Origin of the sequence: Rhodococcus sp. ACPA1 (assembly GCF_002300195.1) — a bacterium.
In the GTDB taxonomy this organism is placed as follows: Bacteria; Actinomycetota; Actinomycetes; order Mycobacteriales; family Mycobacteriaceae; genus Rhodococcus_F; species Rhodococcus_F opacus.
The window spans coordinates 669554-690687 of record NZ_NSDX01000006.1 but is presented as its reverse complement, the minus strand read 5'-3'; the positions used below and the strand labels follow the sequence as shown (position 1 = coordinate 690687).

The 21134-nt window shown below is 66.1% G+C and carries 17 protein-coding genes and 2 pseudogenes; 10 read left to right on the top strand and 9 right to left on the bottom strand.

The genetic code is table 11. The features are described from left to right. Positions 1–6 precede the first annotated feature (6 nt). The 5 genes from CJ177_RS32605 to CJ177_RS32585 form a co-directional block, all read right to left on the bottom strand. Complete coding sequence (locus tag CJ177_RS32605; RefSeq protein WP_025432647.1) at positions 7–948, bottom strand: esterase family protein; 942 nt, start codon at positions 946–948, stop codon at positions 7–9. Between the two features lie 145 nt (positions 949–1093). Further along, positions 1094–2554, bottom strand: coding sequence for an APC family permease (locus tag CJ177_RS32600; RefSeq protein WP_218835143.1), 1461 nt, complete (start codon positions 2552–2554; stop codon positions 1094–1096). 311 nt (positions 2555–2865) lie between these two features. Next, a complete protein-coding gene (gene ilvC, locus CJ177_RS32595; RefSeq protein ID WP_095869543.1) occupies positions 2866–3879 on the bottom strand; it encodes a ketol-acid reductoisomerase in 1014 nt (337 codons plus the stop codon). A gap of 145 nt (positions 3880–4024) precedes the next feature. Then, positions 4025–4780 carry an SDR family NAD(P)-dependent oxidoreductase gene (locus CJ177_RS32590; protein WP_061042159.1) on the bottom strand — a complete coding sequence of 252 codons (756 nt, stop codon included), beginning with the start codon at positions 4778–4780 and terminating at the stop codon, positions 4025–4027. Between the two features lie 134 nt (positions 4781–4914). Next, positions 4915–6243, bottom strand: coding sequence for an MFS transporter (locus tag CJ177_RS32585; protein WP_095869503.1), 1329 nt, complete (start codon positions 6241–6243; stop codon positions 4915–4917). Between the two features lie 286 nt (positions 6244–6529). Here CJ177_RS32585 and CJ177_RS32580 point away from each other — a divergent pair, with 286 nt between their 5' ends. From CJ177_RS32580 to CJ177_RS32550, 7 genes are read left to right on the top strand one after another with little or no spacing between them, the layout of a single operon-like run. Beyond that, positions 6530–7357: an IclR family transcriptional regulator gene (locus CJ177_RS32580; RefSeq protein ID WP_037180826.1), complete on the top strand. Its 828-nt coding sequence runs from the start codon at positions 6530–6532 to the stop codon at positions 7355–7357. Positions 7358–7413: 56 nt separating this feature from the next. Further along, positions 7414–8583: an acetyl-CoA acetyltransferase gene (locus CJ177_RS32575; RefSeq protein ID WP_005246701.1), complete on the top strand. Its 1170-nt coding sequence runs from the start codon at positions 7414–7416 to the stop codon at positions 8581–8583. A 5-nt stretch (positions 8584–8588) separates the two neighbouring features. Then, positions 8589–10196 (top strand): AMP-binding protein, encoded by a 1608-nt coding sequence (locus CJ177_RS32570; protein ID WP_257014776.1) that lies wholly within the window; start codon positions 8589–8591, stop codon positions 10194–10196. Continuing rightward, entirely contained in the window at positions 10193–11113 is a 921-nt protein-coding gene (locus CJ177_RS32565) for a PCC domain-containing protein (RefSeq protein WP_231914109.1), read from the top strand. The genes CJ177_RS32570 and CJ177_RS32565 overlap by 4 nt, the downstream gene beginning before the upstream one ends. Beyond that, complete coding sequence (locus tag CJ177_RS32560; protein ID WP_095869501.1) at positions 11110–11949, top strand: SDR family NAD(P)-dependent oxidoreductase; 840 nt, start codon at positions 11110–11112, stop codon at positions 11947–11949. The genes CJ177_RS32565 and CJ177_RS32560 overlap by 4 nt, the downstream gene beginning before the upstream one ends. After that, complete coding sequence (locus CJ177_RS32555) at positions 11946–13337, top strand: FAD-binding oxidoreductase (protein WP_095869500.1); 1392 nt, start codon at positions 11946–11948, stop codon at positions 13335–13337. Before CJ177_RS32560 ends, CJ177_RS32555 begins: the two co-directional genes overlap by 4 nt. Next, positions 13334–13849 (top strand): gamma carbonic anhydrase family protein, encoded by a 516-nt coding sequence (locus CJ177_RS32550; protein WP_095869499.1) that lies wholly within the window; start codon positions 13334–13336, stop codon positions 13847–13849. The genes CJ177_RS32555 and CJ177_RS32550 overlap by 4 nt, the downstream gene beginning before the upstream one ends. A 154-nt stretch (positions 13850–14003) precedes the next feature. Here CJ177_RS32550 and CJ177_RS32545 read toward each other — a convergent pair. From CJ177_RS32545 to CJ177_RS47575, 4 genes and pseudogenes are all read right to left on the bottom strand, one after another. After that, positions 14004–14389 (bottom strand): annotated as a pseudogene (locus tag CJ177_RS32545) (hypothetical protein); the annotation flags it as partial. Between the two features lie 345 nt (positions 14390–14734). Continuing rightward, a complete protein-coding gene (locus tag CJ177_RS32540; protein WP_025432654.1) occupies positions 14735–17101 on the bottom strand; it encodes an arylsulfatase in 2367 nt (788 codons plus the stop codon). A 275-nt stretch (positions 17102–17376) separates the two neighbouring features. After that, positions 17377–17642, bottom strand: a pseudogene (locus CJ177_RS32535) (hypothetical protein); the annotation flags it as partial. A 118-nt stretch (positions 17643–17760) separates the two neighbouring features. Beyond that, entirely contained in the window at positions 17761–17931 is a 171-nt protein-coding gene (locus CJ177_RS47575; RefSeq protein WP_179443329.1) for a hypothetical protein, read from the bottom strand. Positions 17932–18107: 176 nt separating this feature from the next. Between CJ177_RS47575 and CJ177_RS32530 the strand changes: the two genes are divergently transcribed. The 3 genes from CJ177_RS32530 (at position 18108) to CJ177_RS32520 (ending at position 20844) form a co-directional block, all read left to right on the top strand. Then, the gene (locus tag CJ177_RS32530) at positions 18108–18383 is read left to right on the top strand and encodes a hypothetical protein (RefSeq protein ID WP_143548731.1); all 276 of its coding nucleotides are present in this window, start codon (positions 18108–18110) and stop codon (positions 18381–18383) included. A gap of 243 nt (positions 18384–18626) precedes the next feature. Beyond that, complete coding sequence (locus tag CJ177_RS32525; RefSeq protein WP_005242047.1) at positions 18627–20201, top strand: LVIVD repeat-containing protein; 1575 nt, start codon at positions 18627–18629, stop codon at positions 20199–20201. Further along, positions 20191–20844, top strand: coding sequence for a DUF305 domain-containing protein (locus CJ177_RS32520; protein WP_005242050.1), 654 nt, complete (start codon positions 20191–20193; stop codon positions 20842–20844). Before CJ177_RS32525 ends, CJ177_RS32520 begins: the two co-directional genes overlap by 11 nt. Positions 20845–21134: the final 290 nt, after the last annotated feature.

The window sequence follows — 21134 nt, the reverse complement described above, 5'->3', positions numbered from 1 at the left end:
GGAGCGTCAGTACGTGTCGGCAGTGGACGGGTGGTCGCGCCAGATCCAGCGGATCGTCCGGGGGAATACAGATCCGCCGTGGCGCAGCGTGTGTCCGCCTTCGCCGAAGATGAACCGGTGGTCGTAGTAGCGGTACTCCAGTGCCGCAGCCATATCCTGGTTCGCGATCGCGAGGTCGCCGAAGACCACCCTCGCATCGCGCCGCCCGCTCTGGAGCCACATGCGGATCGGTTTGCGCGCGTTGCGCCGCACGTGCGGTGCATGGTTGTGGCCCCCTCGGATGTCGACGAAGGACCCGCAGTGTGTGATCACATTGCCGAAGTAGTCCGGTCGGTGCCATGCGGCGGTGAAGGACGCGTTGCCGCCTGAGCTGAACCCGACGATGACGTGGTCACGCGGGTCCGTCGACAGGTTCAGGTGACCTACCGCGTCCGGGAGCAACTCCTCGATGAGGAACCGGGCCCAGGCGTCGTCGATCGAGTCGAACTCGACGCTGCGATTGTCCGAGCCACCGAAGATCGGGTACCCCGGTCCCTGCTGGCCCGCCTCCACGAAGACTGCGACCGTCAGCGGGATCTCGCCGTTGGCGATGAGATTGTCCAAGGCCACGTCGGCACGGAAGTCTCCGGCAAGATATTCCAATCCATCGAGGAACACGATCAACGACGCCGGCACCGAGCCGTCGTACTGTGCCGGCACGTACACCCGATAGTCACGTTCGACATCCGGGTACGCGATTCGGCTCGTGTGCTGATGGACCGTGATCGAACCCGCTGCCACGCCCTCACGGGGGCGTGAGTTCGAGCCGAGCGAGTACTCCGGCCAGGTATCGTCCGCGTCCGCGTACGCTGCCCGGTCTGCGGTCGTGATGTGCTTGTCGGCGAACCACTCCTCCCATTCCTCGGCGGACATGCCGGCGTTTCCTGCGTTGCTACGTTCGTCGGTCATGAAAGCCTTCCTTGTGCTCGGCCTGATGTTGTAGTCGTTTCGCCTTCGGCGCGACCGGGCGCCGCACGCTGGCGGGCGGCGGCGAACTGCCGCCGGGACCGGTCACCACCGGCATTCGGTTAATCCCCACGGGAAACCGCTGCGGTCACTGGCGTCCGATTCGTTTGTAGACCTCGGGGCGCCACCGCTGCAGGGCGCAGGCCAGCACGAAACCAAATGCAAAGACGCCGTAAACGAAAACGAGTAAGAGATTGGAGACGGTCTGCGATCCACCGGTCAGGATCGGGAATCTGAAGATTGACAGCATCACCACAGAGCCGAAGCCCGCCGCGGCGGCCAGGGGAAGGACGATCGATTTCATCACGTGGTCCTTGTGATTGCCTGTTCGCTTCAGGTAGATCGGGATTGCGATAGCAGTGACGAACTGCACCGTGATACCTGTCAGTGCAGCTACGCCCAGCACGGCGGCATAGAACGCCATCGCATCGATGTTCAGGACGACTACCACCATGTTCACGGCGAGGGCTGCCGCACTCATCACCATCGATGCAATGTGAGGTGATCCGTGGCGTGCGTGCACACCGCTGAGGGCCCGTGGGAAGACTCCGTCTGCACTCATGTTGAACAGGTAGCGTGCGCCGACATTGTGGGCGCAGACGAGCACGGCGAGGACGCTGGTGTTGACCAGCACAGTTGCGGCATCGAGGAGGAATCGGCTGCCGAAGGTGACCATCGTCGAATCCATGGCCCCAGTCGGGTCGGCCGTGACCAGCGATACCGCGTCATCAGTTCCGAGTGCGTTGATGAAAAGCCATGTCGTCGTGGCATAGATGACTACCGCGCAGGCGATGAGGCCATACGTTGCCCGGGGAATCGTCTTGGCCGGGTTGCGCACCTCGTCGCGGAACAACACGGTGACCTCGTAGCCGCCGAACATGCCAGCAGCCAGGAGCAGTCCGATCGCGAACGATCCATCGAACCAGTTGCTCGGGCTGAATGGTGCAGCACTCAGTCCTTCGGCACCCCCACGCGCCAAGATCGCCACGTCGTAGATGAAGACGACGATCAGTTCGCCGAACAGGACCGCGGCGGTGACCTTTGCCGAGAAGTCGACCCGGAGATAGCCCAGAACTGCAACGATCAACCAGAACACCAGCGCCCAGACGTACCAGGGCAAATCCGGTCCGTGCAGGGTATTCGAGACGAGCGAGCCGAGCACGATGCCGCCGAAGGGAAGATACCCAACGCAGCAACAGAAGTATGCGAGAAGCATGGCCAGACCGGAACCGAGACCGATTTTCTTGCCGAGGCCCGCCGTGATGTACGCGTAGAACGCGCCCGGACGTGCCAGAACCTCCGACATCCGGAGGAACCCCGTGGCGAAGGCCGCCACGATGAGGCCGCCGATGATGAAGAGCACCGGTGTGCCGAGGCCGTTGCCAATGGCGATCATTATGGGGATCACACCGATCACCACGACGAGCGGGGCGTTGAACGCCATCACGCTGAAGAAGAGCCCGAGAGTCCCGAGGTTGCCCTTCAGCTTGGGGTCTTTGTCATCGAGCGGATCGCTGAGAGTACGCACACTCGTACCGTTGTCAGTCAAGACACTGCCCTCCTGGTGACTGCGATGGACGCAGATTTGGTCTCAGGCGTGCGAGTGCCAAGTGGCTTCGCGCCGCGTAGATGTGCAAGGTGTCGAGTTGTGGACACCGGTGGTTGTTCTTCGCTGTGACCGCGGCGGAAAGAGCGGAGCCCGACTCGCTGCGAATCGATCACTACGCACCCGCGTCCCCGTGCGGAGTTTCCCTGGCAGGTACGGACGCCTTGCCGACCGATTGCGACCGTCGAGGGTGCCGAGAAGTTCGAGCATCGGCTGCCCATCGTCGAGCGGTCACCGCCAGAACGAACACGGCCTCAGGCGGTTTCGGTGATCGGGCGGTCGACCCAGCTCATCAGGTCGCGCAGCTTCTTGCCGGTGACCTCGATCGGGTGCTCGGCGTTGGCCTTGCGCAGGCCCTCGAGCTCGGTGTTGCCGTTCTCGACGTTGGCGACGAGGCGGCGGGTGAACTCACCCGACTGGATGTCGGCCAGGATCGCCTTCATGCGCTCCTTGGTGCCGGCGTCGATGACGCGCGGGCCGGAGAGGTAGCCACCGAACTCCGCGGTGTCGGACACCGAGTAGTTCATGCGGGCGATGCCACCCTCGTACATGAGGTCGACGATGAGCTTGAGCTCGTGCAGCACCTCGAAGTACGCCATCTCGGGCGCGTAGCCGGCCTCGACCATGACCTCGAAACCGGTCTTGACCAGTTCCTCGGTGCCGCCGCAGAGCACGGCCTGCTCGCCGAAGAGGTCCGTCTCGGTCTCTTCCTTGAACGTGGTCTCGAGGACGCCGGCGCGGGTGCCGCCGATGCCCTTGGCGTAGGACAGCGCGAGGGCCTGGCCCTCACCCTTCGGGTCCTGGTCGATCGCGATGAGCGCGGGAACACCCTTGCCGTCGACGAACTGACGACGCACCAGGTGGCCGGGGCCCTTGGGGGCGACCATGCCGACGGTGACGAACTCCGGAGCCTTGATCAGGTCGAAGTGGATGTTGAGGCCGTGTCCGAAGAACAGCGCGTCGCCGTCCTTCAGGTTCGGCTCGATGTCATTGGTGAAGATCGACGCCTGCGCGGTGTCGGGTGCCAGCACCATGATCACGTCGGCCCACTCGGAGACCTCGGCGGGGGTACCGACGGTCAGGCCCTGCTCCTCGGCCTTCGCGCGGGACTTCGAGCCCTCCTCGAGGCCGATACGCACATCGACGCCCGAATCGCGCAGGCTCAGCGAGTGCGCGTGGCCCTGGCTTCCGTAACCGATCACAGCGACCTTACGGCCCTGGATGATCGACAGATCGGCATCGTCGTCGTAGAACATCTTCACTGTCATGGTGGGTGTTTCTGCGGTGAGCACGTGTGCTGCTTTCTCTTCACGGGGATGGACCGGTCGATCGGATGAGCCGACTCGGTGCGGGTAATGATGTTGGTCGATAACGGGTTTGCGTGGTTCCGGATGTCCGCCGATCCAGATGTTGTCAGTCACTGAGCACGCCGGCGGCGAGGAACCCGCCGTCGACGGGAATGACATGGCCGTTGATATAGGCCGCGTCGTCGGAGGCGAGGAAGTCGACGGCGCCGGCGACCTCGCCCGGTGTGCCGTAGCGCTGCGCCGGTACCAGGCGGTTGTAGGCGGCGCGGGTGGCGGCGGTGTGGACCGCTTGCGATAGTGGTGTTTCGATGGGCCCGGGCGCGACGGCATTCGCAGTGATGCCGTGCGGGGCCAGCTCCACTGCTATCTGGCGGGTCAGACCGATCAGGCCCGCCTTCGAGGTGCCGTACGCGGTGCGACCGGCACCGGCACGCATCCCGCTGGTCGAGGCGATGTTGATGATGCGACCCCATTGCTGTTCGAGCATCAGTCGGGCTGCCTGCTGAGCGCAGCGGAACGCCCCGGTGAGATTGACGCGCAGGGTCGCCTCCCAGTGATCGTCGGGATAGTCGAGGAAGGGGAGCGTCTTGGCGATACCCGCATTGTTGACCAGGATGTCGCAGCGTCCGTAGGTTTCGGTGATCCACTTGAAGCCCGCCTCGATCGAGGCGCGGTCACCGATGTCCATCGTCAGTGCGTCCGCGCTCATGCCGCGGCTGGTCATATCGGCAGCGAGAGCATGCGCGGCATCGTGATTCAGATCGGCCAGCACCACGTGCCGCCCGTGCTCACCCAGACGTTCGGCGATGGCAGCCCCGATCCCTGCCCCGGATCCGGTGACAAGGGCTATGCGTTCATTCATCGTGGTTCCAATTCTTTCGTTGCCATTAGGTGTGTATGCGCTGGGCAGCGCGTGGGCATTCAGTCGTCATGCCGACGGCTTGGGAAAGGGGTGCGGCGCTGCCGGACTCCGGGACACCACCGACTGAACCGCCTTCAATGTGGGTGGGGCGCGTGTTCACGATCGGCCGTGCGCTGGCCGACGTCGTCGGATCCTCCGCTGGACTTGGTTCGCCGGGCGTCGAGGATCGCCACGATCAGGGCGGCGAGGATGACCCCGACCCCGATGATCCAGAAGCCCGAGGCGGTGTTGCCGGACGTGGCGACCAGACCGATCAGGAGGGGTCCGACCAGGCCGCCGAAGTTTCCGCAGAGGTTGACGAAACCAACCGAGGCCCCGGCCTGGTTGCGGGGAACGATCTGCATCACCCAGGTCCACCAGAGTGCGAGGGCTGCGTAGATGGAGCCGGCGGCGACGACGAGCATCGCGAAACTGAAAACCGCTCCGAAGTGCACGAAATGTTGGACGATCATCGCTGTGCCGCTGATCGCGATGGGCAGTGCGATGAACGAACCGAGTGAGCGGCCACTGGCGACGGCACGCTTGGTGACCAGATAGAGAGCGGCGGTGCCGACGAGGAACGGGATGGCCGTCAAGAGTCCGACGAGGAACGAGCCCTGTCCGGTGAGATCGCCGATGACGGTGGGCAGCCAGAGCGTGAGTGCGTAGATGCCCATGACCCAGAAGAAGTAGATCAGCGCCAGCAACCACACCACCGGCCGCATGAACACCTGCAACAGGGTCGACTCGTCGGTGGTCTCGACGGTGCGCGTGGCGAGGATGTGGTCCCGTTCCTGGGAGCTCAGGCGGGGGTCGTCTTCCGGCTTCTCGGTGGCCGAGAAGTATAGCCAGATCGCGACGAGGATGGCGGGAATGGCTTGGATGATGAACATCGCGCGCCAGTTGGTGACCTCGATCAGCCATCCGGACAGGGGTGCCATCACCGCCGAGGACAGCGGCACGGTGTACATCGTCAAGGCGACGGCGAGGCCGCGTTCGCGGGAGGGGAACCAGCTGATGAACATGACTGCGAAGGCCGGGAAGATGGCTCCTTCGGCGAGTCCGAGGACGATGCGTGCCGCCATCAGAACCGGCAGGTTGTGGACAGCACCGGTCACGGCCGCGGACAGCCCGATGATCAACATGCACGCCACGATGATGTTCTTGGCGTGTCCCCTGCCGGCCCACGCGCCGGCGGGCATCCCGCTGACGACGTAACCCCAGAAGAAGGCCGAGAACACCAGGCCCATTGCGGCCGCGCTCAACTGCAGTTCGTCGGCCATGTGCGGGGAGGCGACACTGATGTTGGTTCGGTCCATGAAGCAGATGAAGTAGGTCACGAACAGCGGGATACCGATGCGTGCCCACCGAACCTGTCGGATATCGATTCGTGGAGGCCGTGCGGCCGCGGACGTCGGAGTCATTGCGGGTCCTGTCTTTCATCGAGCAAGTTGGGGGCGGAAGAAGTGCTGGCGGGTTCTGCACCGCCCTCCTTCCCAGGAGACCAAGGGCGTGACCTGAGTCACGCTGTGGTGTGACTGTGTTCCCTTCCAGCATGTGACGTCAAGCAGGCAGCCAAAGCCGCAGGAAATCGGTCCATATTATGGAATTGTTGACCGAGATCCAGCTCACGTTTTACTGTCATTTGCAGGCCAGCGCGCCGCCAATCCATTCCAATCTCGCACGACGTGCCCCGAGGGAGATTTCACAATGCGGAACGATTCCATCGACTCGGTGTCGGCTCGCGCCGGCCGGGACGCCCTTCCTGGTTCGCAGAGTGTGCGCCGCGCTCTCGATCTGCTGTCGATGGTGGCGGGCTGGGATCGTGTCGGCGGGCTGTCCCTGGCGGAGTTGGCCTCGGAGAGTGGACTCAGTAAGCCGACGGTGCACCGATTGCTGTCGGAGTTGGTGAGCACCGGCTATCTCGAGCAGGCCGACGACCGGCGGTACCTGCTCGGTCCGGAGGCGTACACCGTCGGAAATGCCGCCGAACGGCGGCACGGACTGCAGCAGCAGGCCCTGGCCTCGGTGGTGCGGCTCGCGCAGGTGTCCGAGGACGCGGCCTTCATCTCGGTGCGCCGCGGCACTCACTCGGTGTGTGTACATCGCGAGGAGGGAACGTGGCCGATCCGCAGTCACGTTCTGCAGGCCGGCGACCGGTACCCGCTCGGCGTCGGGGCGCACGGCATGGCCTTACTCGCTGCCCTGCCTCCGCAGGTCGCCTCCAGTGTGATGGCGGCCAATGCGCCCGAACTGGCCCAGCGGTATCCCGAGCTGACGCCCGACCGGTTGCTCGAGCAAGCCGAGCGCACCCGCCGGCGCGGCGGCATTGCGGTCAACGAGGGCATGGTCGTTCCCGAATCGTGGGCGATCGGGATCGCCGTCCTCGACTCCCACGGCGAACCCGCGCTCGCGCTGAGCATCGCGGCCATCAGCTCCCGGATGGGGCCGGACCGACAAGCGCGTCTGGCCATCCTGCTCAAGGAGGAAGCCGCCCGGCTCGCTCCCACCCTGCGCACCGAATCATCAGCCCTGTAACCACAACCACCGCGGCCACCTGCCCCTGTCGCCGCGACACCGATATCGGAGAAAACATGACTTCTCGCACATCCATCACCGGGTGGGGACACTCGAAGTTCGGCAGACTGAACGAACCCGACGTCACCGCCCTGATCGGTTCCGTCGTTCCCGAAGCCCTCACCCACGCTCACGTGGAGCCCAGCGAAGTCGACGGCATCTTCGTCGGCGTCTACAACAACGGCTTCTCCGACCAGGACTTTCAGGCGTCCCTGGTGTCCCTGTCGATGCCCGAATTCCAGCACACTCCCGCGATGCGCGTCGAGAATGCTTGTGGCACAGGAAGTGCCGCACTGTACGCCGCATGCGACTTCATCGACTCCGGACGCGGTGACGTCGCGTTGGTCATCGGCGCCGAGAAGATGACCGCAGTCGACACCCCTCGCGCCGGGGAAATTCTGCTCTCCGGCTGCTACCGGCCCGAAGAATCGAACGTCACAGGCGGATTCGCCGGTGTCTTCGCCGGAATCGCCCGCGCCTACGCCGAACGCTACGGAGATCCGAGCGCGGCAATGGCCGCCATCGCCGCCAAGAATCACCACAACGGCATGAGCAACCCGTACGCCCAGCTGCACAAGGACCTCGGCTTCGACTTCTGCAACACCGTCTCCGACAAGAACCCCTATGTGGCGGAGCCGTTGCGGCGCACGGACTGCTCCCTGCTCTCCGACGGCGCAGTGGCACTGGTGATCACCAGTGCCGACCGCGCCCAGGCCGCACCGCGCCGGGTGGCCTTCCGCGCCCGCGCCCACGCCAACGACTTCCTCCCGCTCTCGCGCCGCGACCCGATCGAGTTCGCCGGCGCCCGCCTGGCCTGGAATCGGGCACTCGAGCAGGCGGCGACCTCGACCGTCGACCTCGATTTCATCGAAACCCACGATTGCTTCACCATCGCCGAACTGATCCAGTACGAAGTGTTCGGGCTGGCAGAACGCGGCCGCGGCCACGAGGTGGTCGACGAGGGACTCGCCCTGCCCGACGGCAAGCTCCCCATCAACCGCTCCGGCGGTCTGAAAGCCAAGGGCCATCCGATCGGGGCCACCGGGGTGTCGATGCACGCGATCGCGGCCATGCAGCTCACCGCCGAAGCCGGCACCTTCCAACTCCCCACTGCAGACCTCGGAGGCGTATTCAACATGGGTGGTACCGCCGTCACCAACTACGCCTCCATCCTGGAAAGGTGGTGACCAGCATGTCCGCCCTCGAGACCACCACCGCACCGCAACGCACCACCAACCTGGCAACCCTGCTCACCCAGGCCGCCGCCCGGCTCTCGGACCGACCCGCCGTCATCCGCGGGGACGACACCTGGACGTGGGCCCAGCTCGACGACCGCGTCAGCGCCCTGGCCGCCGCGATGCGCGGCCACGGACTCACCGCCGGATCGGTGGTGCTGCTCCACAGCCCCAACTGCATGGACACGCTCACCGTCTTGTTCGCCACCTGGCGACTCGGGGCGGTCATCGTCCCCACCAACTGCAAGCTGGTGCCCGACGACGTCGCCCCCCTCGCCGACCTCGTCACACCGGACCTGGTGATCTGCCACGACACCTGCGCCCCCCACGCCGACGCGCTGAACCGATACGAAACCTGGGCGATCGGCGACGACCGCGACGCCGCCCAGTTCGGCAGCGTCCACGTCGCGGAACTGATCGACAAGCACCTCCCCCACGCGGTCAGCGTCGACGCACCGGTCCATGTCGGAACTCCGGCCTGGTACTTCTTCACCTCAGGGACCAGCGGGCGACCGAAAGCCGCGGTGCTCACCCACGATCAGATGGCGTTCGTGGTCACCAACCACCTGTGCGATCTGATGCCGCAGCTCACCGACCGCGACGCCACCCTCGTGCTGGCACCGCTCTCGCACGGCGCCGGGGTGCACGCCCTGACCCACGTCGCCCGCGGAGCGGCGATCGTGCTGACAGGCAGCGACTCCCTCGACGCCGGTGAGGCATGGCAGCTGATCGAGCGGCACGCCGTCTCGACCATGTTCACCGTCCCGACCATCCTCAACAAGCTGGTCCAGGCCGCCGACGGTCACGATCCCGCACGCAGCAGCCTGCGCTACGTCGTCTATGCGGGAGCCCCGATGTCCTCACGGGACCAGCGGATCGCCCTCGATGTCCTCGGCAAAGTGCTGGTTCAGTACTACGGCCTGTGCGAGGTCACCGGCAACATCACCGTCCTGCCACCCGAACTGCACGGCACGACACCCGAACCGGACGGCATCGGCACCGCGGGCTACGCCCGCACCGGCATGACGATCAGCATCCAGGACGACGGCGGCCGCGAACTGGCCGCCGGTGAGCGGGGCGAGATCTGCGTATGCGGGCCGGCCGTATTCGCCGGATACCTCGACAACCCCGAGGCGAACCGGAAAGCCTTCCGCGACGGCTGGTTCCGCACCGGTGACCTCGGCTACCTCGACGAGTCCGGACTGCTGTACATCACCGGGCGGGCCTCGGACATGTTCATCTCCGGTGGCTCCAACATCGACCCTCGGGAAGTGGAAGAAAAGCTGCTCAAGCATCCGGACGTGGTCGCTGCCGGTGTCGTCGGCGCCCCCGACCCCACCTGGGGAGAGGTCGGCTACGCCCTCTGCGTGCTGCGGCCGGGATCGACCCTGACCACCGACGAGCTGCTCACCTGGTGCCGATCGAACATGGCCCGCTACAAGGTGCCCAAGCGGATCGAATTCGCACCCACCCTGCCCACCTCCGGCTACGGAAAGGTCACCACCACCCTGCTGAAGAACGAATTCTTCCAGTTGGGGCTGTGGCCGAGCGAGGTCGGCTCGTGACCGTCCCCGACATCTCCCTGCTCCCGGGGGTGCCGCGCCTCGAGCACCCGGGCCCACCCGCATCCCAGCGTGTGGACGCCTATCCGGCGACCCTCCACCACATCGACACCGAACTCCCCGCAGGTCAGGCGCTGCTCCCCGCCCTGTACGACGCGGTGTTCGCACGCGGATTCACCAGCGCCTTCGGTGAATTGCGCGGAGGGACATTCGAAGCCTTCGACTACTACATCCCCTCGATCTGCCACGCCGGTACCAGTGTGGCGACCTTCAGCGAACCCCGGCGGGGCCAGGGCCCCGCGACCTTCGTCCGGGGCGGGGTGACCATCGGAAAGCGTGACGGCGAGATCTTCGCGCACTGCCACGCCCAATTCGTCGGCGCCGACGGGGTCATGCGTGCCGGGCACCTGATACCGGACTCGGTGCTCCTCGGCGCCGGTGTCCTGGCCGATCTTTACGCCACCGACGACGTCGCCATGACGGTGACCCCGGATCCGGAGATCAACTTCCCGGTGTTCCAACCACAACCGGCGCAGCACCACACCACGACACACGCGGGCGGGCTGCGCTCGGTGGTGGCCCGGATCCACCCCAACGTCGACATCGTCGCCGCCGTCGAGGACCTCGCCGAAACCCACGGGTTCGACAACGCGGTCGTGCGCGGCAAGATCGGCTCCTTCATCGGCGCCACCCTCACCCAGGGCACACAGATCATCACCGCACCCGGGCCGGCCACCGAAGTGATGTACCTCGACGGGGCGATCACCCGAGACAGCGACGGCCGGGCACGGGCAGAGCTGTCCTGCGCCGCCGTCGCGATCGACGGCAACGTGTACACGGGATCGGTGGTACGCGGCCACAACCCGATCGCCATGACCTTCGAACTCGCCTTGTCCGAACCAGATAGGACCAACCTGTGACCGACACCCTCCGACAGACCACCCCGCCGCGGGACACCGGTGGCGCATCCCTCGAGGGACAAGTTGCCCTCCTGTTCGGGGCGGGTACCGCCGACGACGGGTGGAGTAACGGCGGCGCCGTCGCCATGACCTTCGCCCGCGCCGGTGCCACCGTCATCTGCGGCGACATCGACCTCACGGCAGCGACCCGCACCGTGGACGCCATCACTGACGACGGTGGCAAGGCCACCGCACTGCAGGTCGACGTCACCGCCGAAGACTCGGTAGCCGCCGCCGTCGCCACGGTGATCGACCAACACCACCGCATCGACATCGTGCACAACAACGTCGGCGTGACGAAGATGGGAGATCCCGTCAGCCTCTCCACCGAAGACTGGAAGCGCGCGCTCGACATCAACCTCACCAGCGTCTTCCACTCCTGCAAATACGTGCTGCCGCACATGCGCAAGGCCAAATCAGGTGCCATTATCAACATCTCGTCGCTCGCCGCGGTCCGCCATACCGGACTGCCCTACAGCTCGTACTACGCGACAAAAGCAGCGGTCAACCATCTGACCAGCACCCTCGCCGTCGACGAAGCCGCCCACGGTATCCGCATCAACGCCATCATGCCGGGACTGATCGACAGCCCACTGATCTACCGTCAGATCGCCGGTCAGTACGCCGACGCGGAGGAGATGGTCGCGGCCCGCAACGCGATCGCCCCGATCGGGCGAATGGGCACCGTGTGGGAGCTCGCCGCCGCCGCCCGGTTCCTCGCCAGCGATGACGCCAGCTACATCACCGGTGTCTGCCTGGCAGTCGACGGTGGACTCGAAACGCGGTGCATCGCATGACCGACACACTGACCACCGGCGTACCGTCCTCCGCCCTTCTCGACGCCCTCCCGGCGGCCTGCACCACCACCGATCCCGCTGTGCTCGAGACGTACTCTCGGGATCAGGCAAGCTGGGCAGCCCACGGCACCCCCCTCGCGCTCGTGCGCCCCACCACCACAGACGAGGTACAGCGCACTGTCCGCGCCTGTTACGAGCACCACGTGCCGGTCGTCGCCCGGGGCGCCGGCACCGGTCTGGCCGGAGCGGCGAATGCCGTCGAGGGTTCGGTGGTGATCTCGTTCGAGAAGATGAATCGAGTCAAGACGATCGACACCCTCGAACGCTTCGCTGTCGTCGAACCCGGTGTCATCAATGACGATCTGCGGGCCGCCTGCGCCGCCGAAGGGCTCTGGTATCCGCCCGACCCCGCCAGCTCCCCCTGGTCCACCCTCGGTGGGAACGTCGCCACCAACGCAGGAGGTTTGTGCTGCGTCAAGTACGGCGTCACCAGGGACTATGTGCTCGCGCTCGAGATCGTCACCGGGACCGGAGAACTCACCACAGTCGGCCGCCGAACCGCCAAGGGCGTCGCCGGGTACGACCTGGTCGGACTTCTCACCGGATCCGAGGGAACCCTCGCCCTCGTCACCGAAATCACCGTCCGCCTGCGCCCCATGCAGGCACCACCAACGACGATCGTCGGTTCCTTCGACTCCACAGTCGACGCCGGAAACGCTGTCCGCGCCATCGCCCGCGCCGGACTCACCCCGGCCGCCCTCGAACTCATGGACCGCCACTGCCTCGAAGCGATCGACCAGTGGAAACGAATGGACTTGTCCACCGACGCCACCGTCCTGCTCCTCGCCCGCACCGACACCCCTGGCGACACCGGTACCGAGGAAGCCGACGCGATCGCGGAATGCTTCACCAGCGCCGGCGCCGCCTGGGCGATGCGATCGAATGACGACGCCGAAGCCGAAGCTCTGTTCGCTGCACGCAAACTCGCCTATCCTGCGGTCGAACGTCTCGGCAACGTCCTCACCGAAGACGTGTGCGTCCCGAAAGACCAGCTGCCCGCCATGCTGGCCGCGGTCGAGGAAATCGCCCACCGCAACGACACCCTCGTTGCTACCATCGCCCATGCCGGCGACGGCAACCTCCACCCGCTTATCGTCACCACCCCCGGCGACGCCGACCAAAAAGCCCGCGCGCACCGCACGTTCGAGGAGATTATGGACGTCGCGCTCGACCTCGGCGGCACCATCACCGGCGAACACGGCATCGGCACACTCAAGATGAGCGGTCTCACCCGCGAGCTGCCACCACCGGTCCAGGCAATGCAGACCGCCATCAAGAACGCCCTCGACCCGCGCGGCATCCTCAACCCCGGAAAGGTCCTCGCGTGACGACCCCGATCACCATCAACGGGCACAGGCCCACCGTCGCCGCTACCGCATGGGTGGCACCGAACGCCACCCTCATCGGCGATGCACACCTCGGCGGCGAAAGCAGCCTCTGGTACAACGCAGTCATACGCGCCGACGCGGACCGCATCACCATCGGATCGCGCAGCAACATCCAAGATGGATGCGTACTCCACGCAGACCCAGGAGCCCCGCTGGCCATCGGCTCCGGCGTCTCCGTCGGACACAATGCCGTCCTGCACGGCTGCACCATCGACGACGACGTCCTGGTCGGTATGGGCGCGATCGTGATGAACCACGCCAAAATCGGACGAGGGACTATCATCGCGGCCGGTGCCCTGGTGCCCGAAGGCGTCGTCATCGAACCGAACTCACTCGTCGCGGGCATACCCGGCAGAGTTCGGCGCACATGCACTCCGGACGAACTCGAGCAGATACGACACAACGCCGACAACTACGTCCAGAGAATGTCCCACTACACCCCGAAATCCTGAAGTGGGCCACCCAACTTGTCGGGTGTGGCTGTTGCTTCGGCGGTCTCGATTCGGAAGACACCCGATCGCGGGAAAGCTGCACGTTGAGCACGAGGGCACGAGTCCCCGATCCAACCTGTAGATCCGTTCTTCGCGCGGGGGCGTCTGCCGGTGATTACCACAGCGTGAGAGGAAGTCCGGCGTCTTCGGCGCACCGGATCCGTTCCTCGATCTGCTTGGTGGTGTGGCCGCGCGACAGGCCGGTGCGGACGGCGGCGGCGACTGCGCGGATGCGCCCGGCCGGGCCGCGGACGTCGGCGAGGGGGCTGGCGAGGTTGCGGCGCCGGAGGTGGCATTCGGTGCGGTTGACGGCGTTGGTGCCCAAACGCATGTGATGAGGGTTGACACAACCGGCGAAGTCGCATTGGTGACACAGCACCGTGTCGTCGGCACCGGACCACCCCAGCCGCGGGATGACGCCGTATTCGAGTTGGTAGGCGAACACGTGCGCCGGGACGGTGCTGCGGAGGGGGGACCGGGCAGACTGGCGGCATAAAGACTGGTGGGGTGCGGTATTCGAAAGGTGCGGTATTCCTCCACCCGTAGCACGTGGGTCAGACCGGCGCATCTCATGCGTGGCCCGGGCATATCCGGTACGACCGTGGTACCGGCCCGTGCGATACCCGAACCGGGTCGTCTCGGCACGATCGTTCGATCCCTTCCCTCGCCGGTCGGGACAGCTCATCATCCCGCCCAGCCGGCACGCACCTGACACTCGAACAGGCCCGAGCAACCGCGGTCAGTCCACACGGAAAGGCCGCGCGGCAGCGACGATCACCCAGGGTCAGGTTGAGAATCGTCGAGGCGCGAGGTGCACCTACTCCCGCGCCGACAGGAGCGCCCCGCCTATTGGCGGGACGTGGCGACCCGCACCACTTCTGCGGGGTCGATGAGGTGGGAGTGGTCGTCCGTGCCGACGTCGATCTGGACGACGTGGATGCGGCCGGTGAACCCGGTGGGGTCGTGGTAGTCGGTGCTCACCGGTGTCCCGTAGTCGTCGCCGATGTCGGTGGTCTCGTCGGCGGAGAAGATCAACGGCTGGGTCTGCTCGACCCGGCCGGCGCCCACTTCGCGGCCGTCGTAGAAGAGGGTCACATTCCCACCCTTCGCGAGGCCTCCTCCGTCGTAGGCGAATTCGGCCCGGACCTGATGACTGCCGGTGGTGAGGTCTTCCGTTGCGCCGACGACGAACTCCTTCATGCCCAGGAGGTTGTAGACGAACTTGGCGCGCCCGTCGTTGACGTAGAGGGCCCACCCGCCGAAGCGGCCGCCCTGAGCGATGAGGACCCCGTTGGTGGGCCCGTTCTCCGGTGCCTCGATCGCCGCGGTGACCGAGAAGGACCGGTTTTTGACGTCGATGACGCTGTTCTCGCTGAGCCGCCGCATCCGGGGGAACAGGGTCTGTGTGGTCCCGGTAACCAGTTGCGGTCGGCCGGCGATGGTCGCGTTCAGGCGTTCGAAGCGGCGGTCGTCGATCGGGAGCACGTTGTATTTCACGGCCTCGATCAACCAGAGCCGTTGCAGAGCGGCGAGTTTCTCGGGCATCTCGGCTGCGAGGTCGTGGGACTGGGACCAGTCGACGCTGCCGTCGTAGAGTTCCCACACGTCCTCGTCCAGCGGGGGGAGTTGCTCGTTCGGCAGCCACGGGGTGCTGTGCCGGGTGACCGCGCTCCAGCCCTTGTAGTAGATGCCGCGGTTGCCGGCCATCTCGAAGTACTGCAGATCGTGCCGTTCCGGCGCATCCGCTTGGTCGAAGCTGTAGAGCATGCTCGGGCCCTCGAGCGGGGATTGCTGTACCCCGTTGACGAACGTGGGCTCGGGCAGCCCCGCGGCCTCGAGAACCGTCGCCGCGACGTCGATGACATGGGTGAACTGCGACCGCACCTCCCCCTTGCTGGCGATGCCGGCCGGCCAGTGCACGATGGTTCCGTTGCGGGTGCCACCCCAGTGCGAGGCAACTTGTTTGGTCCACTGCAATGGCGTGCACATTGCCCACGCCCAGCCCACCGAGTAGTGGTTGTAGGCGTCGGCCGTGCCGAGTTTGTCCTTGACCTGCGCCATGAACTCCGGGGTCTCGATGGCGGCGAGTCCGTTGAAGTTCGCCATCTCGTTGAACGCCCCGTTGACGGTGCCCTCGGCGGAGGCACCGTTGTCGCCGATGATGTAGTAGATCAGGGTGTTGTCGAGGGCACCGAGTTCCTCGATCGCGTCGATGAGGCGGCCGACGTGGAAGTCGGTGTGCTCGAGGAACCCCGCGTAGACCTCCATCTGACGCTCCAGCGCCGGTTTGAGGGCGTCGTCCATGTCGTCCCAGGCCGGGATCGCGTCCGGTCGCTGGGTCAACTCCGTGTCCGGGGGGATGACGCCGCGTTGCTTCTGCCGCTCGACGGTGGCCTCGCGTTGGGCGTCCCACCCGCCCGAGAACCGGCCGGCGTACTTGTCCGCCCACTCCGGCGGCACGTGGTGCGGGGCGTGGGTGGCGCCGGGAGCGAAGTAGACGAAGAACGGCTTGTCCGGGGCCAGGGACTTCTGGGTGCCGATCCAGTCGATGGCGTGATCGGTCAGGTCCTCGGTGAGGTGGTAACCCTCCTCGGGGGTCTTGTCCGGCTCGACCGGCGCGAACCCCTCGTACAGCGCCGGGTAGTACTGGTTGTTCTCACCGCCGATGAACCCGTAGAAGTACTCGAAGCCGCCGCCCCCGGACGGCCAGGCATCGAACGGGCCGATCGGGGACGTCTGCCACGGCGGCACTTCGTGACACTTGCCGAACTGCGCCGTCGAATACCCGTTGAGCTTCAACGTCATCGGCAACGCGGCTTTCGTGTTCGGCCGCAACCCCGACGAACCGGGCGCCGCCGTCGCGGTCTCGGTGATCATGCCCATCCCGACCGAATGATGGTTGCGGCCGCTGAGCAGCGCCGCCCGGGTCGGTGCGCACAATGCGGTGGTGTGGAATCGGTTGTAGGTCAGGCCGTCGCGTTGCAGGCGCTCCGCGGTCGGGGTGTGCGCCGGCCCGCCGAAGGCACTGGCGGCCCCGAACCCCACGTCGTCGAGCAGGACCACGAGCACGTTCGGCGCACCGTCGGGAGGGAGCAGGGGTTCGATCGGGGGGAAAGTCGTGTCTGGATCCTTGGCGTCATAGGTGACCAGACCGAGGTAGGGCCGATCCGGAATCGGGAGAACCTCGCGACGCACACCCGTTCGCTCCACCATGACCACTCACATCCCGTTCCCGGACGTCGGAACGCTCACGGGTCCCTGCTGGGCCCGGAGTGCAGTGCTGCAACCAACGATATTCTCGCCCTTGGGGCGCGCGGACGAGAATGGGCATGCCCGCCTGCACGCAACCCCGAATCTGCGGTCAGCCCCGGTCCCGGGATGGGTGCCCAGCTGCTCCCGGGGATCGCGCCCGCTCCCAGAGGTCGAGGTGCGTCTCGACGATCCGTCCCCGCACGCCCAACGCTCCGTTACGGTCCTCATGGCGAACCAACGTGCGCGGGCACGGTGCCACGTCGAGACATGCCGGGCAGGCTCGCGGCACGGAAGGAGCCGTGCCCGGTGGACGAGACGCTGCCGAGCCACACCGGCCACCCGGGCGCCGGTAGGTCTTCGCCTCGAACCGCGCCACAACAGTGGGGTCGTCGAGCCAGGACCGCCACAGCCGTTCGGGGACCCGGATCGGTTGCGGCCGGCCGATCAGGGCGAGTTGCGCGGCCTCGCGGCCCGTCGTGGAGGCGGGCGTCCCTGGCAGCATCGGTGCGGCGGTGACCATGAGGTACCTCCGCTTTCGGGCTCGTCGGGCCTGTAACCGGTGAGGCCAAGGGGTAGGCCTGACACAAAACATCGGGCGAAGACCTGAGCCGCAGGTGGTGTCACCGGGGCGGATGTGCGGTGCGTGCGGCGAGGTAGTCGGCGTGGTCGCGGGCGGCGAGTGCACACCACCGGGCCGCGGCACCGATGAAGATGCCGAGGAGGTCGGCGAGCACGGGTGCGGGCAGGTCGACGGCCAGTGCCACCAGCGCCGCCCCGCGGGCGGACCGCACCGTGAACCCGGCCGTGCGCAGCAGGAGTGCGAGCCGACCGGGATCGAGGTGGAGCCGGGGCGCCTGCCCGGAAACAACCGGGCCGGTGCCGTCGACGGGGCGAGCGCGGCGGAACGACGCTGACCCGGCCTGTCGATGAGTTCGGTGATCAGTGTGGCAAGCAGGACAGGACGGTCGTGCAGTCGCAGGAAGCTGTCGCCCCGCGTGTCGGTGCTGAGATGGGCGGTGGTGAGTTCGACGATGCGGGTGGGGATCTGGCCGTAGAGCAGAACGAGGGCAGCGGCCACCCGCACCCGCAGGTCGAGGTCGTCGTGGGTCAGGCACCGGCGCAGCGCGGACCAGCGTTCGTGGTCGCCGAGGAGGTGTTCGGGCAGACCGTCGCGGCCGAGCCAGGACACGTGCAGGTCGGCGGCGAGATCGTTCTGGTGTGCCCAGCGCACGAAGTCCCGTAGTCGGTGGCGGGTGCTGGCACCTCCCCCAGCCAGCGGTCGACGTCGGCCTGGTCGCCTCGGCGAGGGTGCGGTCCTGCTCGGTGAGCCAGGACAGGAGGTTGGCGGCGACTTGGAGGCGTAGTTCTCGCCATACCTTTCACATGCCGTCTGCCAGTTCTGCGGAGTTGCCCGATTTGTATGTGAACTCGAGTACGCGTTGCTAGCCTTCCCGTGATCGAGACCACACTGCAGGGGGAGATCTGGATGCGGATCGCGCGGACGCGGCCAGGATGTGCGCGGCGAGGTGTGGCTACCGCGGCCCTGGCGGTAGCGGTCGTCCTCGGGGTCGCGACGAGCCCCGCGCCTGCCGTCGCGTCAGCCGAGACGTTTTTCTTCGACGACGTCGGTTCGACGGCCGTTCCGCGGGCGAACTGCGGTCCCGGTTCGCTGCCCGAAACGGGTCTGCAGGGCGACGTTCCGGCCGAGGACCGAAACAACGGCCGAAGCACCCAGGGTTATCGATGCAACATGTCGCTGGTCGGAGGCTTGCAGGATCGCGGTGGTGGCCTGCTGTCGGTGACCTACGACCACTGCTCCTACACCAGCACGTTCTTCCCCGGGAACCTGCTCAACCCCACAACGCCGGGCGTACAGGTGCTCGACGTGTCGAACCCCGCGCGGCCGGTGCTGTCCACGACCCTCAACGAACCCGCGATGCTGGGCGGAACCTGGGAGAGTCTCAAGGTCAACAAGGCACGCAAGTTGCTCGCGGCCACGGCGGTGCCGATCGCTGCCGGCACCGGTTACTTCTCCGTCTACGACATTTCCGACTGTGCCCACCCCCGGTTGCTCAACCGTGGTGCCGGTACCGACGTCACGATGCCGCTGCCCTTCATCTCCCACGAGGGCGGCTTCTCCCCGGACGGCAACACCTACTGGGTGTCCGGTCCCGCACCGGGATTCCTCACCGCCATCGACATCAGAAACCCGGCCGAGCCGCGGATCCTCTGGCAGGGATTGCACGGACTGGGCGGGCACGGATTCGGCATCACCCCAGACGGAAATAGGATGTACCTGTCGAATCTCGGTGGGATCACCGTCCTCGACATCAGCGCGGTGCAACGAGGCGACCCATATCCCACCGTGCCGCAGATCGCCACCTATCTGTGGACCGACGGCTTCTTCAATCAGCACAGCATCCCGGTCACGTATGGGGACAAGCCCTACATCTTCACCGTCGACGAAACCGGCGGCGGGGGAATCAAGGTCTTCGATGTCGCCGACCCGGCGCACGCCGAGATCGTGCAGAAGATCAAGCTCGAGATCCAACTTCCGGCCAATACCGCCGCGAACCTTCGGTCGTCGCAAGGCGGCTCGGTGTTCTCCTACGATCCGCACTACTGCGTGGTCGACCGTCCAGCCGACCCGACCGCGCTCGCGTGCTCCTGGGAATCGTCCGGGATACGCGTGTTCGATATCCGCGATCTGAGCCGCATCAGTGAGATCGCCTACTACAACCCGCCGGCACAGACCGGTAAGAACGTTCAGCTCACCAACTCTCCACACGCATTGTCCTCGCTGATCGGTGTCTCACTCTTCAACTTCGTTCCGCTCGCCCGCGCCGTCTTCGAGGGCAAGACGGATCCGCGGGTCGCGTTCGGCCCACGCGCCGGAATGGTGGCGTTCGGCGACCTGTCCGCGGACTGGTGCTTCTCACCGCCGGAGTTCCACGGCAACCAGATCTGGACCTCGTGCAGCGACAACGGATTCATGGCGCTGCAACTGGACGACACCGTGTATCAACCACCGGCGAATCAGGCATCGACTTATGGGCAGTGACACCAAGCCTTCGTCGTCCCACGGTCCCCTCGTCCTATTGCTGAGCGCCATCCTGCTCGGCGCCGCCGGGATCGCCGCCGGAATGTGGTTGCAATCGGAACGCGACACGAACCCCGAGGGGGTGCAATTGTCATCAGCGGACATCGGTTTCGCTCAGGACATGTCGGTGCACCACGAGCAGGCCGTGCTGATCGCCCAGACGCTGTCGCGGGACATCGATCCGCAGATCCGGGTCATCGCCGATCAGATCGTCGTCGCACAGACCTCCGAGATCGCGACGATGCGCGGTTGGCTCAACCTCTTCGACGAACCGTTCACCACACCGCGCCCGATGCAATGGATGCACGGATCGGATCCCGCCATGAGTGACCACGGCGGCGCACCCATGCCGGGGGCAGCGAGTACCAGCGAGATCACCCGGCTCGCCGGCCTGCGCGGAGCAGATGCCGAGACACTGTTTCTGCAGCTCATGATTCGGCACCACCAAGGAGGAGTCGACATGGCCGAGGCAGCCACCCACTCGGTTGCATCGGAACCGATCCGCCGCATCGCACGCGGGATGATCCGTGACCAGAGCAATGAAATCGCAGTGATGACAGCAATACTCGATACCCGAGACGCGACACCGCTCCCCCACCCTTGAGGCGTTGAGGCTCGCCACCGCTCCACACCCGGAAGCCCACTGTGCGTCCGCCCTTGCCCGGCCGCGAGGACTGTAGAAGCATTTCCGTAGGCGGAGGCCGACCGGTGACTGCATATCGCGCAGATGCCGGGACTGCAAGCTGCCCTCCCTCGCCGCGCCGATGACATGGCGGATTCGGTCAGGGTTGAAACGGCGCAGCCCGCGACGGCGTCCCCTGGGGTCGCGATCAGTCCTGCCGACGGCTGCGGCAGGTCCGAGGAGGAAGCGTGGGCGCTCTGCTCGCAAGCATC

Coding starts and splice junctions, on each gene's coding strand:
- CJ177_RS32605 (WP_025432647.1), bottom strand. CDS start 948: ATGACCGACGAACGTAGCAACGCAGGAAACGCCGGCATGTCCGCCGAG.
- ilvC (WP_095869543.1), bottom strand. CDS start 3,879: ATGACAGTGAAGATGTTCTACGACGACGATGCCGATCTGTCGATCATC.
- CJ177_RS32590 (WP_061042159.1), bottom strand. CDS start 4,780: ATGAATGAACGCATAGCCCTTGTCACCGGATCCGGGGCAGGGATCGGG.
- CJ177_RS32585 (WP_095869503.1), bottom strand. CDS start 6,243: ATGACTCCGACGTCCGCGGCCGCACGGCCTCCACGAATCGATATCCGA.
- CJ177_RS32580 (WP_037180826.1), top strand. CDS start 6,530: ATGCGGAACGATTCCATCGACTCGGTGTCGGCTCGCGCCGGCCGGGAC.
- CJ177_RS32575 (WP_005246701.1), top strand. CDS start 7,414: ATGACTTCTCGCACATCCATCACCGGGTGGGGACACTCGAAGTTCGGC.
- CJ177_RS32570 (WP_257014776.1), top strand. CDS start 8,589: ATGTCCGCCCTCGAGACCACCACCGCACCGCAACGCACCACCAACCTG.
- CJ177_RS32555 (WP_095869500.1), top strand. CDS start 11,946: ATGACCGACACACTGACCACCGGCGTACCGTCCTCCGCCCTTCTCGAC.
- CJ177_RS32540 (WP_025432654.1), bottom strand. CDS start 17,101: ATGGTGGAGCGAACGGGTGTGCGTCGCGAGGTTCTCCCGATTCCGGAT.
- CJ177_RS32525 (WP_005242047.1), top strand. CDS start 18,627: ATGCGGATCGCGCGGACGCGGCCAGGATGTGCGCGGCGAGGTGTGGCT.
- CJ177_RS32520 (WP_005242050.1), top strand. CDS start 20,191: ATGGGCAGTGACACCAAGCCTTCGTCGTCCCACGGTCCCCTCGTCCTA.